General features: G+C 64.7%; 15 protein-coding genes and 1 pseudogene. 7 read left to right on the forward strand and 9 right to left on the reverse strand.

Translation table 11 applies throughout. The annotated features are described in order from the left end of the window. Window positions 1-8 precede the first annotated feature (8 nt). The 7 genes and pseudogenes from BcanWU425_RS09170 to BcanWU425_RS09200 all read left to right on the forward strand — a co-directional run bounded on the left by BcanWU425_RS09170 (window position 9) and on the right by BcanWU425_RS09200 (window position 5,653). Window positions 9-959, forward strand: a complete 951-nt coding sequence (locus BcanWU425_RS09170; protein WP_204512190.1) for a sulfonate ABC transporter substrate-binding protein — start codon at window positions 9-11, stop codon at window positions 957-959. 38 nt (window positions 960-997) lie between these two features. Next, window positions 998-1,951 carry a sulfonate ABC transporter substrate-binding protein gene (locus BcanWU425_RS09175; RefSeq protein ID WP_085359398.1) on the forward strand — a complete coding sequence of 318 codons (954 nt, stop codon included), beginning with the start codon at window positions 998-1,000 and terminating at the stop codon, window positions 1,949-1,951. Then, entirely contained in the window at window positions 1,948-3,126 is a 1,179-nt protein-coding gene (gene ssuD, locus BcanWU425_RS09180; RefSeq protein ID WP_204512189.1) for an FMNH2-dependent alkanesulfonate monooxygenase, read from the forward strand. The genes BcanWU425_RS09175 and ssuD overlap by 4 nt, the downstream gene beginning before the upstream one ends. After that, window positions 3,123-3,929 (forward strand): aliphatic sulfonate ABC transporter permease SsuC, encoded by an 807-nt coding sequence (gene ssuC, locus BcanWU425_RS09185; protein ID WP_085359394.1) that lies wholly within the window; start codon window positions 3,123-3,125, stop codon window positions 3,927-3,929. Before ssuD ends, ssuC begins: the two co-directional genes overlap by 4 nt. Before the next feature lie 221 nt (window positions 3,930-4,150). After that, window positions 4,151-4,786, forward strand: a pseudogene (locus BcanWU425_RS09190) (ABC transporter ATP-binding protein); the annotation flags it as partial. A 31-nt stretch (window positions 4,787-4,817) separates the two neighbouring features. After that, complete coding sequence (locus BcanWU425_RS09195) at window positions 4,818-5,399, forward strand: flavin reductase family protein (RefSeq protein WP_026232615.1); 582 nt, start codon at window positions 4,818-4,820, stop codon at window positions 5,397-5,399. Between the two features lie 98 nt (window positions 5,400-5,497). After that, window positions 5,498-5,653 carry a hypothetical protein gene (locus tag BcanWU425_RS09200; protein WP_007596165.1) on the forward strand — a complete coding sequence of 52 codons (156 nt, stop codon included), beginning with the start codon at window positions 5,498-5,500 and terminating at the stop codon, window positions 5,651-5,653. Between the two features lie 30 nt (window positions 5,654-5,683). Here the strand turns inward: BcanWU425_RS09200 and BcanWU425_RS09205 are convergent, their stop codons facing one another. The 9 genes from BcanWU425_RS09205 to BcanWU425_RS09245 all read right to left on the reverse strand — a co-directional run bounded on the left by BcanWU425_RS09205 (window position 5,684) and on the right by BcanWU425_RS09245 (window position 15,188). Next, window positions 5,684-6,832 carry a M20 family metallopeptidase gene (locus tag BcanWU425_RS09205; protein ID WP_085349193.1) on the reverse strand — a complete coding sequence of 383 codons (1,149 nt, stop codon included), beginning with the start codon at window positions 6,830-6,832 and terminating at the stop codon, window positions 5,684-5,686. 165 nt (window positions 6,833-6,997) lie between these two features. Further along, on the reverse strand, window positions 6,998-8,248 hold the full coding sequence (locus tag BcanWU425_RS09210) for a vanadium-dependent haloperoxidase (RefSeq protein ID WP_204512188.1): 1,251 nt from the start codon (window positions 8,246-8,248) through the stop codon (window positions 6,998-7,000). A gap of 290 nt (window positions 8,249-8,538) precedes the next feature. Then, window positions 8,539-9,924: a sigma-54-dependent transcriptional regulator FlbD gene (gene flbD, locus BcanWU425_RS09215; RefSeq protein WP_026232617.1), complete on the reverse strand. Its 1,386-nt coding sequence runs from the start codon at window positions 9,922-9,924 to the stop codon at window positions 8,539-8,541. Window positions 9,925-9,968: 44 nt separating this feature from the next. After that, window positions 9,969-10,319 carry a flagellar motor switch protein FliN gene (fliN, locus tag BcanWU425_RS09220; protein WP_007596160.1) on the reverse strand — a complete coding sequence of 117 codons (351 nt, stop codon included), beginning with the start codon at window positions 10,317-10,319 and terminating at the stop codon, window positions 9,969-9,971. A 3-nt stretch (window positions 10,320-10,322) separates the two neighbouring features. Then, the gene (locus tag BcanWU425_RS09225) at window positions 10,323-10,943 is read right to left on the reverse strand and encodes a FliH/SctL family protein (RefSeq protein WP_018453885.1); all 621 of its coding nucleotides are present in this window, start codon (window positions 10,941-10,943) and stop codon (window positions 10,323-10,325) included. Further along, on the reverse strand, window positions 10,943-12,034 hold the full coding sequence (gene fliG, locus BcanWU425_RS09230; protein ID WP_018453886.1) for a flagellar motor switch protein FliG: 1,092 nt from the start codon (window positions 12,032-12,034) through the stop codon (window positions 10,943-10,945). Before fliG ends, BcanWU425_RS09225 begins: the two co-directional genes overlap by 1 nt. A gap of 17 nt (window positions 12,035-12,051) precedes the next feature. Then, window positions 12,052-13,659, reverse strand: a complete 1,608-nt coding sequence (fliF, locus tag BcanWU425_RS09235) for a flagellar basal-body MS-ring/collar protein FliF (RefSeq protein ID WP_085349194.1) — start codon at window positions 13,657-13,659, stop codon at window positions 12,052-12,054. Between the two features lie 192 nt (window positions 13,660-13,851). Further along, window positions 13,852-14,127: a CtrA inhibitor SciP gene (gene sciP, locus BcanWU425_RS09240; RefSeq protein ID WP_002714638.1), complete on the reverse strand. Its 276-nt coding sequence runs from the start codon at window positions 14,125-14,127 to the stop codon at window positions 13,852-13,854. Between the two features lie 353 nt (window positions 14,128-14,480). After that, on the reverse strand, window positions 14,481-15,188 hold the full coding sequence (locus BcanWU425_RS09245) for a flagellar hook assembly protein FlgD (RefSeq protein ID WP_085349195.1): 708 nt from the start codon (window positions 15,186-15,188) through the stop codon (window positions 14,481-14,483). Window positions 15,189-15,193 lie beyond the last annotated feature (5 nt).

The raw sequence follows: 15,193 nt of genomic DNA on the forward strand, positions 1-15,193 counted from the left end.
AGTGTCGGATGCAACGTCGGGACTTTCTCAAACTATCCGTTGGAACTGCGGCAGCGGCGGCATTGGGTTCAAGCGCCAAAGCACAAGGCGCGGTGAAGGACATTCGTGTCGGCTACCAGAAGACCGGCGTGCTGGTTATCACGCGTCAGCAGGCCGCCCTGGAAAAGCATTTCGCGCCCCTGGGCATCGACGTGAAATGGGTCGAGTTCTCGTCGGGGCCTCCGATGATGGAGGCAATGAATGTCGGTAGCATCGATTTCGGCGCGGTCGGCGACTCCCCGCCGGTGTTCGCCCAGGCCGCGGGCGCGGCGATCGTCTATGCCGCCGGCCAGCCCATCACCAACGGGCAGGGCATCCTGGTGCCGAAGGATTCGCCGATCCGCGGCATCGCCGACTTGAAAGGCAAGCGCGTCGGCTTCACCAAGGGCTCCAGCGCCCACAACATCGTGGTGCAGACGCTCGAGAAAGCCGGCCTGACCTATGCCGATATCACGCCGGTCTATCTGACGCCGCCGGATGCCGGGCCTGCCTTTGCCAATGGCAGCATCGAGGCGTGGGCGATCTGGGATCCGTATTTCGCGATCGGCGAGACCAAGCAGGGCGGCCGCATCCTGATCAATGCGCGCGAAGTCACCAAGACCAATTCCTTCTTCATCGCCAACCGCGATTTCGCCAGGAATCACGGCGCCATCCTGCAGCAGATCATCGATGTGACGACCGCGGCTGGTCAATGGGCCGAACAGCACCGCGACGAGGTCGCCAAATCGCTCGCCGCGATCACCGGCGTCCCGCTGGACATCCAGACCCTCGCCGCCAATCGCGCGAATTTCGTGGTCGGCCCGGTCACCGACGACATCGTCACGACCCAGCAGGGCGTCGCCGACCGCTTCCACAAGCTCGGCCTGATCCCGAAGCCGATCGTGATCCGCGACATCGTCTGGCGCAACCCGGCAGCCTGATCGTGCCAACCAATCTCCCCATCTCAAAGGGTTTGAACATGAGGCGTATCATCCAGCGTCTGATCGCGGCCATCGTGCTGTCGATCGGCATCGTCGCCGCCGCGGTCGGCACCTCCTACGGACAGGACAAGGTCGTCCGCATCGGCTACCAGAAATACGGCAAGCTGGTGCTGCTCAAGAGCAAGGGCACGCTGGAGCCGAAGTTAGCTGCCGACGGCTACAAGGTGGTGTGGACCGAATTCCCCTCCGGCCCGCCGCTTCTCGAGGCGCTCAATATCGGCGCGATCGATTTCGGCAACACCGGCGAAGCCCCGCCGATCTTCGCGCAAGCCGCCGGCGCGCCGATCCAGTATGTCGCCTACGAGCCGCCGGCGCCGAAGGGCGAGGCGATCCTGGTGCCAAAAGACAGCCCGCTGAAATCCATCGCCGATCTCAAGGGCAAGAAGGTCGCGCTCAACAAGGGCTCCAATGTCCACTACCTCCTGGTCAAGGCGCTGGAGAAAGCCGGCGTCAAATATTCCGAGATCGAGCCTGTGTTTCTGGCGCCGGCCGATGCGCGCGCCGCCTTCGAGCGCGGCGCAGTCGATGCATGGGTGATCTGGGATCCGTTCCAGGCCGCCGCGGAAGCCGCCACCAGCGCCCGCACGCTTACCGACGGCACCGGCATCGTCGCCAACTACCAGTTCTATTTTTCCTCGAAGAAATTCCTCGAAGCCAATCCGAGGATTGTCGACGCCGTGCTGGCCGAGCTGAGCGCGGTCGACGATTGGGCCAAGGGCGATATCCACGCGGTTGCCGAGCAGCTGGCGCCCTCGATCGGCCTGTCAGTCCCGGTGGTCGAGGTCGCGCTGAAGCGGCAATCCTACGGCATCAAGCCGCTGACCGATGCCGTCATCGCCGATCAGCAGCAGGTCGCGGACGCGTTCTTCGCGCTCAACCTGATCCCCAAATCCATCAAGATTTCCGACGTGGCGCGGAAGCCAGGATCATGAGCAAGCAAATGAGCAAGCAAACGAACGCCAACATCCTCTGGTTCCTGCCGACCCACGGCGACGGCCGCTATCTCGGCACCGGCATCGGCGGCCGCGAGGTCAATTTCAACTATCTACGCCAGATCGCGCAGGCCGCCGACCAGCTCGGCTATTTCGGCGTGCTGCTGCCGACCGGGCGGTCTTGCGAGGATTCCTGGATCGTGGCGTCCTCGGTCGCGCCGTTCACCGAGCGGCTGCGCTATCTCGTGGCGGTCAGGCCCGGCCTGCAATCGCCGAGCGTGGCCGCGCGCATGACCGCGACGCTCGACCGCATCACCAACGGCCGGCTTCTGGTCAACGTCGTCACCGGCGGCGATCCCGTCGAGAACAAGGGCGACGGCATCTTCCTCGCCCATGACGAGCGCTACGAGGTTACCCGCGAGTTCCTCAGCGTCTATAGCGAGCTGCTCGCCGGCAGGACCGTCAATGTCGAGGGCAAGCACATCCATGTCGAAGGCGGAAAGCTGCTGTTTCCTCCGGTGCAGTCGCCGCGTCCGCCGCTCTATTTCGGCGGCTCGTCGGATGCCGGCATCGACGTCGCCGTCGACACCGTCGACAAATATCTGACCTGGGGCGAACCGCCGGCCTTGGTAGCCGAGAAGATCGCGAGGGTGAGGGAGGTCGCAGCAGCTCGCGGTCGAAAACTATCCTTCGGCATCCGGCTCCACGTGATTGTCCGCGAGACCAATGACGCGGCTTGGCGAGCGGCCAATGAGCTGATCAAACATGTCAGCGACGAGACCATCGCGACCGCGCAGAAGAACTTTGAGCGGATGGATTCGGTTGGCCAGCAGCGCATGGCGCAGCTTCACGGCGGCAAGCGCGACAAGCTCGAGATCGCTCCGAACCTATGGGCCGGTGTCGGCCTCGTGCGCGGTGGCGCCGGCACGGCGCTGGTCGGCGACGCCCAGACGGTCGCGGCCCGTATCAAGGAGTATCAGGACATTGGCATCGATACCTTCATCATGTCGGGCTACCCGCATCTGGAGGAAGCCTATCGTTTCGCCGAGCTGGTGTTCCCGCTGCTCTCGCTGGAGCAGCCCAGCAACGTGACCAGGCTTCACTTCAACGGTGGTCCTTTTGGTGAAACGGTCGGCAGCGATTATCGTCCGCAGCAGCAGGTATCGCAATCATGAGCCTGATCGACAACGTTTCGCTCCCGCGCGGTTTGCGGCTGCCGCGCGTGGACGGCCTGATCCAGTGGATCGTGCCGCTCGCCATCATCGCGATCTGGCAGGTCGCCGGCGTCACCGGCTTCGTGCCGACGCGGGTGCTGCCGGCGCCGAGCGACGTGTTGCTTGCGGGCTGGAAGCTGCTGCTCTCCGGCGAGCTCGTTCGCAACATCTGGGTCTCGTTCTGGCGCGCCTCGATCGGCTTCCTGATCGGCGGCAGCATCGGCTTTGCCTTCGGCCTCGCCAATGGCCTGTCGCAGCTGTCGTCAAAGCTCACCGACACCACGCTGCAGATGGTGCGCAACGTGCCGCATCTGGCGCTGATCCCGCTGGTCATCCTGTGGTTCGGCATCGACGAGAGCGCGAAGCTGTTTTTGGTCGCGCTCGGCGTGTTCTTCCCGATCTACCTCAATACGCTGCACGGCATCCGCACCGTCGATCCCCAGCTGATCGAGATGGGCCGCATCTACGGCATGAGCGACGGCGAGCTGTTTCGCCGGGTGATCTTCCCGGGCGCGCTGCCCTCGATCTTCGTCGGCATCCGCTTCGCGCTCGGCATCATGTGGCTGACCCTGATCGTCGCCGAGACCATCGCGGCGTCCTCGGGCCTCGGCTACATGGCGATGCAGGCGCGCGAGTTCATGCTGATCGACGTCGTGGTGCTCTCGATCCTGATCTACGCGCTGCTCGGCAAGCTCGCCGACAGCGCCTCCCGCGTGCTGGAGCGCCTGACGCTCTCCTGGCACCCCGCTTATTGGAAACGCTGAGCAGACATACTGGGAATCACATGCAGACAGCCCTTCGTACCTCCCTTCCGGACACCGAACTCGCCAGCCGTTCCCATTTCGCGCCTCACGCCCGCGTCGTGCGCGAGGAGCGCCCAGTGCAAACGAGCGGCCTGCCGCTCAGCATCCGTGGCCTGCGCAAATCCTACGGCGACAACGAGGTGCTGCGCGGCATCGACCTGCACATCCCCGCCGGCCAGTTCGTCGCCATCGTCGGAAAAAGCGGCTGCGGCAAGAGCACGCTGCTGCGCCTCATCGCGGGCCTGGAGAAGTTCGACGCCGGCAGTATCTCGCTCGGCGACGCCGTGAAGCCCGAGGATATTCGCGTGATGTTCCAGGAGCCGCGGCTGTTGCCTTGGGCCCGCGTTCTCTCCAATGTCGAGGTCGGCCTCGGTCGCGATCGTTCATCCAGTGATGCGCATACACGCGCCGATAAGGCGTTGACCGAAGTCGGACTGACCGACAAGCGCGACCAGTGGCCCTCGGTACTGTCGGGCGGCCAGAAGCAGCGCGTAGCTCTTGCCCGCGCGTTGGTCTCGCGTCCCCGTGTGCTCGCCTTCGACGAGCCGCTTGGCGCGCTGGACGCGTTGACCCGCATCTCGATGCAGCGGTTGTTGGAGCGCGTCTGGCGCGACCAGGGCTTTACCGCGATCCTGGTGACCCACGATGTCGCCGAGGCGGTCGCGCTGGCCGACCGGGTGCTGGTGATCGAGGAAGGGCGGATCGCCCACGACGTTGTGGTTAACACGGCCCGACCGCGCGAACGCGGCTCGGCCGAGCTCGCGGGTCTCGAAGGCTCGATCCTGAGCCACCTTTTGTCGGCGGACGATCGTACCTAGATAGACAGGGACCCCGCTTGGGGACGAAGCCATGAATGTAGTGCCCCGCGATCTCATGACCGAAAATGCCGTCTCCTCCGCCGATTTCCGCGGCGCCATGCGCCACCTTACCGGCGGCGTCAGCGTCATCACCGCCGGACGGGGCAAGGACATCACCGGCATGACCGTCACCTCGGTCAGCTCGTTCTCGGTCGATCCGCCGACGCTGATCGTCAGCATCAACCGCGACGCCTCCTCCTTCCCGCTGATCCGGCGCCACGGCGCCTTCGGCGTGAACATCCTCGCGGCCGATCAGCTCGACATCGCCGAGCGCTTTGCCGGCAAGGGCGGGCTCAAGGGTGCCGATCGTTTCGCGGGCGCCAGATGGGTGACGGCGGTCTCGGGTGTTCCGCTGCTGGTTGGCGCATTGTCCGCCGTCGATTGCGAGGTCGAGGAGATCTTCGAGCGCCATTCGCACGGGATCATCATCGGGCGTGTCAGAGACGTCAGGAATTCGACCCGCAACGCTGCGCTGGCCTATTGGCACGGCCAGTACGTGGCGGTGGATCAGGACGAAGACGCACTCCGGCTTGCGGACGTCAGCGTTCCCACCCAGGTCCGGCGCGGCATTTGATCGCCGCCGGCGACAGGCCGTGCAGGCTGGCGTTTTCCTCCTCATCGCTCTAGAAGCGCTGCCTGAGCCTCCCGCCGGGACAGCAATGGAGCGCAATGATGAAACGCGTCGCGACCTGGGCCTTCTATGCGGTCGGCGCGCTCGCGATCGCCTATCTCGCGCTCTATGCCTATGCGATGTTCAGCGGCCATCCGATCGTGCCGGGCGACCCCATCCAGATCTTCCGCAGGCCGGATGCGCCGAGCTATTCGTGAGGTTTTCGCGGGCGGGCGCGGCACCTGTTTTTACCCCCGCAAGATCGCCAGCGCCAGCGCCTGTGCGCGCGGCACGATGCTGTCGAGCTCGAGATATTCCTCCGGCGAGTGCGCGAGCCCGCCGACCGGGCCGAGCCCGCAGATGGTCGGTGTCCCGACCGCGGCGGTGAAGCCGGAATCGGCGCAGCCGCCGGAGAACTCGCCCTGGAGCGTGGTGAGGCCGGCCTGCCTTGCGGCGGCCTGATAGTTCTCGAACAGCGCCCTTGAATCGGCGCTCTGTACCACCGGCACGAACTCGCCTTTGACCGTCAGCGTCGCGCTGGTGCCAGGAACGTAGGACGTCGCGATGATGGTCTCGATCGCGGCCATCACCCTCGCGCGGTCCGCCGGATCGACGTAGCGCAGGTCGATCTGTCCTTCGGCGTAAGGCGCCGTCGTGTTGACGGACTGCCCGCCCGAGACGAGGCCGACATTGAGCGTGATGCCCTTGTCGAGATCAGTCAGCGCGTGGATATGGACGATCTTGTGCGCGAGCTCGCCGATCGCGCTGACGCCGGCGGCGAAATTGGCGCCGGAATGCGCGGCTTTGCCGGTGATCGCGACATGCATGAAGATGCCGCCCTTGCGCCCCGTGACGATATTGCCGGTCGGGCGGCCCGGCTCGGAATTGAACACGGCGCGCGCGGCGCGCCCTTCGCGCTCGATCACCGGCCGCGAGGAGGGCGAGCCGATCTCCTCGTCCGAGGTGATCAGCAGCTTGATCGGGTGCGGGTTGCCGCCGAATTTGTGGAACGCGGTTGCGACGAATATGTTCATGACGACGCCGGACTTCATGTCGGCAACACCAGGACCATAGGCGCGCTTGTCTTGAATCGTGAACGGACGCCGCGCGGCCTCGCCCTTGCCGAACACGGTGTCGCGATGTCCCATCAACAGCACCGGCTTCTCGTTGCTGCCGGGCTTTGCGACTTCGGCATGGATGGCATCGCCGAATGTGGCATGGCTTTCGCGCCGGAACGGAATGCCATGCTCGGCGAAATGCCGCTCGAACCGCGCCCCGACCGCATCGACGCCTTCCTTGTCATACGACCCGGAATCGATGTTCACGACATCGCGCAGCAGGTCGATCATCGCCTGCCGCTGCGTCGCCAGCCAGTCCGTGATTTGAGCTTGAGACATGTTGACCCTCGCGTGGTTCTCACGCGGGCTTATAGGGCCTGGCGCCGGTGTGACCTAGTCGGAGAACGCGGTGCGGCCATGTCGCCGGTCCACGGAATTGGACGCACCGTGCCTTCCACGTCGTCCCGGCTTTCGCCAGAACGAAGTTGAGCGTGTGGCAACCGGCTAACGCCTCGGCTCCGCCATCGCTTCCACGCCGCGAAGCTGCGTGGCGACGGTCAGCGCGCCGATCTTCCGGCCCATCTCCTTGCCGATCTCGGTCGAGAACCGATAGTGAAAGCCGGCCCAGATACGGGCGTTGGAGACTTCGTCGCTATAGTCCTGGAGCCGCGTCCATTTGCGGGTGACGCCTGGTGCCGTGGGGCTGGTCACCGAGAACTCGCCGAAATCTCCAACGATGGTCTGGAGCACGGTCGAAATCGCTGCCGACGTAATGCAGTGAGCACAGGGATATTCCGGATGCATCGGCGTGTCCCCCAGCGGCAGCCAGGATGCGTCGCGAGGCGTCGCTGCGTTCGATGTCAGGTCGGCGTTGCGTATGGCCGTGATCGGCCGCCAGAAATTGTAGTGGTACTTCGCGTCGAAAACGGCAACGAAGGCGTCGTTGCCGGCAATTGACGTCAGCGCGTACAGCCGGGCGCAGTCGACGAGATCCATGCCCTTGGCCGTTGCCGCCTGCCTCACGATCGGATTGTAGGTGCGGGCACCGACAAAGAACCAAAATCGACCGACCGTGGTTTGCTCGGGCGTCCGGATCACACTTGTTCGGCTGCCGACCTCGCGGATTTCGTTGACGTCCCGGGTCCACAGCTCTGAACCGAGCGCCGGCGGCGGGCCGGGGCGATACTGAGATCCGGACGTCATGACCCAGGGCGTCGTCGCGCCCGCGATCGAGAACAGCGGGACGGTCGTCGGAACGTAGGCACCCGCCGTTGTCAGGGGCCGGTAAGTTTCAAGGGCGGCGCTGCCATCGTTCTCACGAAGCGCGATGATCTGCATCGCGGCCTCCTTGCCGAGGCCGATGCCCGCGATCTTGGACTCGCCGTCGGCGATCGGCACCAGAGAACTCGTCAGCGCCGCATCCAGCTCCGGCTTGAGGTCCGGATAGAGCGACAGCAGCACGTCGTGAGCCGCAACTGCGGCCGCAGCTTCCCGCGACGTCGAACGATCCGCGGATAGGGCAAGCTTGTAAGGCGCGTACCGGCGATCGATCGCGTTGACCGCCTCGAACGTCGCGACGTGCATCATAGACAAGGCACGGCTGTGGGGCGCTGGAAGGATTTGCTTTTCAGTGGCGATCGCGTCGGCCTTTGCATTCCAATCCATGATCACGTCGGCGCGCGCAAGCGGCGCCGACGCTGCGAGCAGCGTTACAATCAATGAGAGGCGGAAGATGGTCCACGACGAGTTCTTCATGGGATGCCCTTTCGATGTAAAGGACGTTTCGCGAGACCAATGCGGCTCTGCCCGACATCACGTCGCGCGGCTCGAGGACTTTAACCATCTTGTTGTGGTTTGATTGTGAACTGCTTCACGCGGCGGAAGAGTAGCTCCGAATGGGTCGGCGTGGCTTACCGTTCGCACTGAGTAATGGATCCTGACTTTCGCCGGAAGCCACGGATTGTGGTGACTGCTTTGCGTTCTTCTCAAAGAAAAATGCCCGGGACCAGCCCGGGCATTCGTTTCTCTCAGTCAGCGAAGAGCGCCTACGCCCCCACCATCGGCATGCGTGGATATTCACCCGGCGTTCCCGCTGGCGTGATCGGAATGCCGCCGTCGGAATATTCGTTGAGCTTGTTGCGCAGCGTACGGATCGAGATGCCCAGGATATTGGCGGCATGGGTCCGGTTGCCGAGGCAGTGCTTCAGCGTCTCCAGGATCAGGTCACGCTCGACGTCGGCGACGGTGCGGCCAACCAGGGCCCGCGTCACCTGCTCGGCGGCCATGGTGGCATGGGCCACGGCCGGCACGGTTTTGGCGAGGTCGAGGCGGTCGCCGTCGGGCGTGAGGATCGCATCGGCGCCGATCTCGTCGCCCTGCGCCATCAGGACCGACCGGTGCATGGTGTTTTCGAGTTCGCGGACGTTGCCCTGCCAGCGGTTGGTGGAGAGCACCCGGCGCGCTTCCGCCGAGATCGGGCGCATCGGCACGCCGTTGGCTTCGGCGTATTTCTTCACGAAGTGCTGGGCGAGCTCGAGAATGTCGGCGGGACGCTCGCGCAGGGGCGGAATCTTCAGGTTCACGACGTTGAGCCGGAACAAGAGGTCCTCGCGGAACGTGCCTTCGCGCACCGCGTCGACCAGGTTGCGGTTCGAGGTCGCGATGATGCGGATGTCCACCGGGACGGGCTTGGTGCCGCCGACACGGTCGATCACGCGCTCCTGGATGGCGCGGAGCAGTTTGGATTGCAGGCGGACGTCCATCTCCGAGATTTCGTCGAGCAGCAGCGTGCCGCCGGTTGCCTCCTCGAACTTGCCGATGCGGCGGGCGATTGCGCCGGTGAAGGCGCCCTTCTCGTGGCCGAACAGCTCGGACTCCAGCAGATGCTCGGGGATCGCGGCGCAGTTGATCGAGATAAACGGGCGCTTGGCACGGGCCGAGCGGGTGTGGACGTAGCGAGCCAGCACTTCCTTGCCTGTCCCGGATTCGCCGGTGATCATCACCGAAGCGTCCGAGCCTGCGATCTGCTGGGCGAGCTTGATCACCTTGGCCATCGCCTCGTCGCGATAGACCAGCTCGCGGGAATCGTTGGCGACGGCAGCCAGCACCGCCGCGATCAGTTCCGGGTCCGGCGGCAGCGGGATGTATTCCTTGGCGCCGGCGTGGATCGCGGCGACCGCGGCGCGGGCGTCGTTGGTGATGCCGCAGGCGACGATCGGCGCGTGGATGTGCTCGGCCTCGAGCCGCATCACGAGATCGCGGATGTCGAGGGCGACGTCGACCAGCAGCAGGTCGGCACCCTTGCCGCCGCGCAGCACGCGCATTGCCTGTTCGTTATCCTCGGCGTGGGTCACGGTGGCGCCGTTCGCCATCGCGATCTTGGTGGCGGTGGTGAGCTGGCCCTTCAATGTGCCAACGATGAGAAGCCGCATATCAGTCTCCTGTCCGTCTGGTCGCGCTGCCGCGCGTCGCCGCTTTAGGCGCGTTCAGTCTTGATGATTTCGGTCATGGTCACGCCGAGCTTGTCCTCGACCAGGACCACTTCGCCGCGGGCGACCAGCTTGTTGTTGACATAGATGTCGATGGCCTCGCCGACGCGCCGGTCGAGCTCGAGCACGGTCCCGGGTCCGAGCTTCAACAGCTCGCTGACGTCCATCTTGGAGCGGCCGAGCACGGCCGAGACCTGCACCGGAACGTCGAACACGGCCTCGAGGTCGGCGGCGGCGCGCGTCGCGTATTCGTCCTCGTTGTAGCCGACGTCGGTGCCGGTAGGCGGCATCGGGCCGTTGAGATCGGGCAGCGGGACCTGTCCGTCAGTGTCGCTCATGGCTTAACTCCCCCTGCGGGACGCAACATAGCGTCCCACCATTTCGTCGATCTTGGCCGTGATGGCGGCGCGCTCCAGCACGACGCCGCCATCGGCCCATTCGATCCGGCAGTCGCCGGTGGCAATCTCGGGTTCGGCCAGAATCACCAGCCGGCCTTCGAAGCCGTTCTGCCTGGCCAGGCGCTCGATGTTCTCGCGCGCGGAATCGTAGAGCGCGTCGTTGATGCGGACGACGAGATGCGGCGTCGCGACCAGATGCGAGAAGCAGTCCTTGACCAGCGCGACGATCTCGCCGAGCGGCTCGGCGGCGACCAGATCGGCGCACAGCTTGCGCGCCACCGCGACCGCGACGTCGACCGCCTCGGTTTCCATCTTGGATTCGATGTTGCCGATGCCCGAAGCGATGCCGCGGATGGCGATGTTGATCTCTTCCATGGCGAGCGCGACACGGCGGTCGCTCTCGGCCTTGGCCTCGCGCTGGCCGGCGGCGAAGCCGTCCTGATAGGCGCGCGCCTCGGCTTCCGCGACCTTCTGGGCGATCTCGGCCGCGGTTGCGGCCTTCTCGCGCGTCCGGTCGGGCGCGGCGAAGTCGTTGTCGAACAGGAATTTTGCCGGAGCGGCCATCAATACACCAGCTCGTCGTCGGCGCGGTTCTTGGTCAGCATGATCTCGCCCTTGGCGGCGAGATCCTTGGCGAGGTTGACCAGCAGCGCCTGAGCCTCGTCGACGTCGCGCAGGCGGACCGGGCCCATCGCCGCCATGTCGTCCTGGAGCATTTTTGCCGCACGCGAGGACATGTTGCCGAAGAAGAAGTTGCGGACGTCCTCGTTGGCGCTCTTGAGCGCGACGCCGAGCTTGTCCTTGTCGACATTGCGCATCAGGGTCTGGGCGGAGCCGGAGTCGAGCTTCACGAGGTCGTCGAAGGTGAACATCAGCGCCTTGATGCGCTCGGCCGATTCGCGATTGTCCTCTTCCAGCGAGGTGATGAAGCGGGTTTCGGTCTGGCGGTCGAAATTGTTGAAGATTTCCGCCATCACCTCGTGGGCGTCGCGTCGGCGGGTCTGTGACAAATTGGACATGAATTCGGTGCGCAGCGTCTTCTCCACGCTCTCGATCACCTCCTTCTGCACCGCCTCCATCTTCAGCATGCGGTTGACGACGTCGAGCGCCAGGTCCTCCGGGAAGATGCCGAGCACGCGCGCGGCGTGTTCCGGCTTCAGCTTCGACAGCACCACCGCGATAGTCTGCGGATATTCGTTCTTGAGATAGTTGGCGAGCACCTCTTCCTGCACGTTGGAGAGCTTCTCCCACATGTTGCGGCCGGCGGGGCCGCGGATTTCGTCCATGATGCCGTTGACGCGCTCGGGTGCCAGGTATTGCTGGAGCAGCCGTTCGGTGGCGTCGAAATTGCCCATCAGCGCGCCGGAGGCCGACATCCGCGAGACGAATTCGAGCAGCATGTCCTCCACGGTGTCGACCTCGACAGTGCCGAGCGTCGACATTTCCAGGGAGAGCTGGCGCACCTCGTCGTCGTCGAGCAGCGACCAGATCTTGCCGCCATATTGCTCGCCGAGCGCCAGCATCAGGATCGCGGCGCGCTTCGGCCCCGCCACCGCTTCGGTCTTCGCGCCTCCGCGGCTGCCCGCACGCTGACCGAGCGTGGAGATCACGCTGGTGATGTCGTTGGAATTGGCGTTTTGCAGGGCGGCGGCCATATCAGATCACTTCTCGATTATTTCGTGGGTTCGGTCAGCCATTGGCGGATGATGGCGACGGTCTCGTTGGGATTGCGCTCGGCGAGTTCGCCGACGCGATGGACGGATTGGGCATGGACCTGGCCCTGGACCGTGGCGACGTCGATCGCGCTCGCGGCGCCGCTCGGCAAGAGCGCCTGGCTGGCAGGCGCGGCCTCGTCGCTCGCCGGACCGGTGAGGGCGCCGGAGATGGCGGCTGCGACTTCGTCGGATGCCAGGATGCGCTTGACCAGCGGCCGGACCACCAGGAACAGCACGACCAGGCCGAGCAGCATCATCACGCCGAGCTCGACGAAGTACATGACGTCGTCCTTGGTGAACTGGAGCATGCCGAGTAAGCCGCTCGGCTCGGCGATCGGGGGGGTGGAGGGGGCATCGGCAAAGCGCAGATTGACCACCTCGACCTGGTCGCCGCGCTTCTGGTCGAAGCCGATCGCCGAGCGCACCAGCGTGGCGATGCGGTCGAGCTGCTCCTTGGTGCGGTCCTGGTAGGCCAGATCGCCCTTCTCGTTCTTGGAGTAGATGCCGTCGACCAGCACCGCGACCGAGATGCGGTTAACCCGGCCGGCCTCGGTCACTTCGGTCTTGGTGGTGCGGGAGATCTCGTAATTGTTGGTCTCTTCGCTCTTCTTGCTCTGGTCCTTGGCCGCGACGCCGCCGTTCTGCTGGTTGCCCGGCAACTCGTTGTTGACGGTGACCTGGCCGTTGTTGTCGGCGGTCATGCTCTGCTCTTCGCGGGTCTGGCTCGAGCGCAGCACGCGGCCTTCGGGATCGTACTTGTCCGAGGTCTGGGTGACCTTGTTGAAGTCGAAATCGGCGGAGAGCTGGACCCGGGCGCGTCCCGTGCCCACCACGGAGGAGACGATGTCCTCGACCTGCTTGCGCATCCGCTTCTCGAAGGCGGTGCGGCGCTCGTCGCCGATCTGCTGGTCCGGATCGGTCTGGGCGCCGTCGGCGAGCAGCTGCCCGGTCTCGTCGACGATCGAGACCCGCTGCGGCTTCAGCCCGTTCACGGCCGAGGCGACGAGGTGGCGGATGGCGCGGATCTGCTGGGCTTCCAGCGCGCCGCGGACCCGCACCACGATCGAGGCCGACGGCTCCGGCGCCTCGCGCGAGAACAGCGGGCGCTCGGGCAGCACCAAATGGACGCGGGCGGCCTGGATGCGGTCGATGGCGCGGATGGTGCGGGCGAGCTCGCCTTCCAGCGCGCGGAGATGGTTGATGTTCTGGACGAAAGAGGTGGTGCCGAGCGCATCCGACTTGTCGAACACCTCGTAGCCGACGCCGCCGCCCTTGGGCAGGCCGCCCTCGGCGAGCTTCATCCGCAGCCGGGTGACCTTGTCCTTGGGCACCATGATGATGGTGCCCTCGTTGCGCAGCTCGAACTGGATGCCCTGGCGCTCCAGGTCCTTGATGATGCCCGAGGAGTCCTCGACGCTCAGGTCGGTGAACAGCGTCGTCATCTGCGGCGTGGTGACGCGCATGATGACGAACGCGAAAAAGCCGACGAGCGCGGCGGTGACCGCGATCATCGCCCCGAACCGGGCGGCTCCGATACCCTTCAGAAAGTCCGCAAGACCTTGCAAGCAACCGCCCCGACAGATTCGGCTGCTTTCACAGGAAAGGCCGACTGGGCAATTATTGCCTAGGTGATGGTTTCGATATGGTTAACGAAGGTTAAGAGCTGCGACAAAAGTCGCGCCAAAACGGAGCATGAAAAAAATCGGCCTCGCAAGGCGAGGCCGATTTTAGTCAAAAGCCGCAGATTTCCGGATTGCCTACTGGCGATATTGTTGGATACGGGTGGTGCGAAGTCCCGCCAGACCATGCTGGTCGATCGAAAACTGCCAGGAGAGGAATTCGTCAACCGTCAGCGTATAACGGCTGCAGGCCTCCTCGAGGGAGAGAAGACCACCACGGACTGCGGCGACGACCTCGGCCTTGCGGCGGATGACCCAGCGTTTGGTGCCGGGTGCAGGCAGATCCGCAATCGTCAACGGACTACCGTCCGGCCCGATGACGTATTTTACCCTCGGGCGATGGGGTTCTGTCATGGCGTACTCACAAACTCTCAACCACTGAACTCACTCAGGAACCCTACGCGCGCCGGCTTAAAAATCCGCTAAGCCTAAGGCTTCAATACAATTCTCGTTGAAAATGGCTGGAACGCAGCCGACTCGGCCGGCGGGACGGTACGTCCAGGCGGGCCGAGGGGGTGTTCGTAAATACTTTACTAACAAACGAGGCCTGCGCGGGGTGTCGCAGAGCCTCAATTGTCGTCCTGGCGAACGCCAGGACCCATTACCCCAGGGAGGAGTCGCTACAACGACTCGGGGTTACTTCGTCGAACCAAACGACTTCGGTGGTTTCGCCAGGACGACACCGAATATCCAGCGGCATTCCGCCTTTAATTACTCGTCGTCGCGATGATGCTCTTGACCTGGCTCAGCGTGTAGCTGGCGCCGTCGATGGTCAGCAGCGGCGGCGACTGGGTCAGGTCGACGGATGACACCGTGCCCTGCACCTGCGCAGCGATGCCGACATTGTTGTTGGCGACATCCTTGCCCGTGGCCGAGATCGTGTACTTGCCGTCGGGCCATTGCGTGCCGTCATTGCCCTGGCCGTTCCAGGTGAACGGAACGTCGGTGCCGGCGCCGGCGGTGTATTTGCCGGTGAACACGGTCTGGCCGCTGGCATTGGCGATGGTGATGTCGACGGTGGCGTCGCTCGGCACGTTGAGATGCCAGGTCGCCGACGAATTCGTCATGGTCCCGGTGGTGCCGTCGACCAGGGCGGTCTTGCCGACGAAGCCCAGCGCCTGGGTCGCCTGCGTGGTCTGCTGCAGGGTGACGAGCTGGGACAGCGAGTCGTTGGTCTTGAGCTGCTGCTCGACCCCGGCGAACTGCACCAGCTGCTGGGTGAACTGGTTGGTGTCGAGCGGATCGAGCGGGTTCTGGTTCTGTAGCTGCGTCGTCAGCAGCGTCAGGAAGGTCTGGAAGTTGCCGGCGAGCGTCGCGCCGGTGGTCGAGCCCAGGCTTGGGTTCGACGAGGATTTCGGCAGGTCGGTCGTGCCCGAGACGACGGACGGGGCGGTGGCGGCATTCGTGGTGGTCATGATCG

Source organism: Bradyrhizobium sp. WU425 (genome assembly GCF_021052305.1).
GTDB classification, from domain to species: Bacteria; Pseudomonadota; Alphaproteobacteria; order Rhizobiales; family Xanthobacteraceae; genus Bradyrhizobium; species Bradyrhizobium canariense_D.

Excerpts from the sequence above, each read along its gene's own strand:
- BcanWU425_RS09170 (WP_204512190.1), top strand. The coding sequence starts at position 9 with ATGCAACGTCGGGACTTTCTCAAACTATCCGTTGGAACTGCGGCAGCG.
- BcanWU425_RS09175 (WP_085359398.1), top strand. The coding sequence starts at position 998 with ATGAGGCGTATCATCCAGCGTCTGATCGCGGCCATCGTGCTGTCGATC.
- ssuD (WP_204512189.1), top strand. The coding sequence starts at position 1,948 with ATGAGCAAGCAAATGAGCAAGCAAACGAACGCCAACATCCTCTGGTTC.
- ssuC (WP_085359394.1), top strand. The coding sequence starts at position 3,123 with ATGAGCCTGATCGACAACGTTTCGCTCCCGCGCGGTTTGCGGCTGCCG.
- BcanWU425_RS09195 (WP_026232615.1), top strand. The coding sequence starts at position 4,818 with ATGAATGTAGTGCCCCGCGATCTCATGACCGAAAATGCCGTCTCCTCC.
- BcanWU425_RS09200 (WP_007596165.1), top strand. The coding sequence starts at position 5,498 with ATGAAACGCGTCGCGACCTGGGCCTTCTATGCGGTCGGCGCGCTCGCG.
- BcanWU425_RS09205 (WP_085349193.1), bottom strand. The coding sequence starts at position 6,832 with ATGTCTCAAGCTCAAATCACGGACTGGCTGGCGACGCAGCGGCAGGCG.
- BcanWU425_RS09210 (WP_204512188.1), bottom strand. The coding sequence starts at position 8,248 with ATGAAGAACTCGTCGTGGACCATCTTCCGCCTCTCATTGATTGTAACG.
- flbD (WP_026232617.1), bottom strand. The coding sequence starts at position 9,924 with ATGCGGCTTCTCATCGTTGGCACATTGAAGGGCCAGCTCACCACCGCC.
- fliN (WP_007596160.1), bottom strand. The coding sequence starts at position 10,319 with ATGAGCGACACTGACGGACAGGTCCCGCTGCCCGATCTCAACGGCCCG.
- BcanWU425_RS09225 (WP_018453885.1), bottom strand. The coding sequence starts at position 10,943 with ATGGCCGCTCCGGCAAAATTCCTGTTCGACAACGACTTCGCCGCGCCC.
- fliG (WP_018453886.1), bottom strand. The coding sequence starts at position 12,034 with ATGGCCGCCGCCCTGCAAAACGCCAATTCCAACGACATCACCAGCGTG.
- sciP (WP_002714638.1), bottom strand. The coding sequence starts at position 14,127 with ATGACAGAACCCCATCGCCCGAGGGTAAAATACGTCATCGGGCCGGAC.
- BcanWU425_RS09245 (WP_085349195.1), bottom strand. The coding sequence starts at position 15,188 with ATGACCACCACGAATGCCGCCACCGCCCCGTCCGTCGTCTCGGGCACG.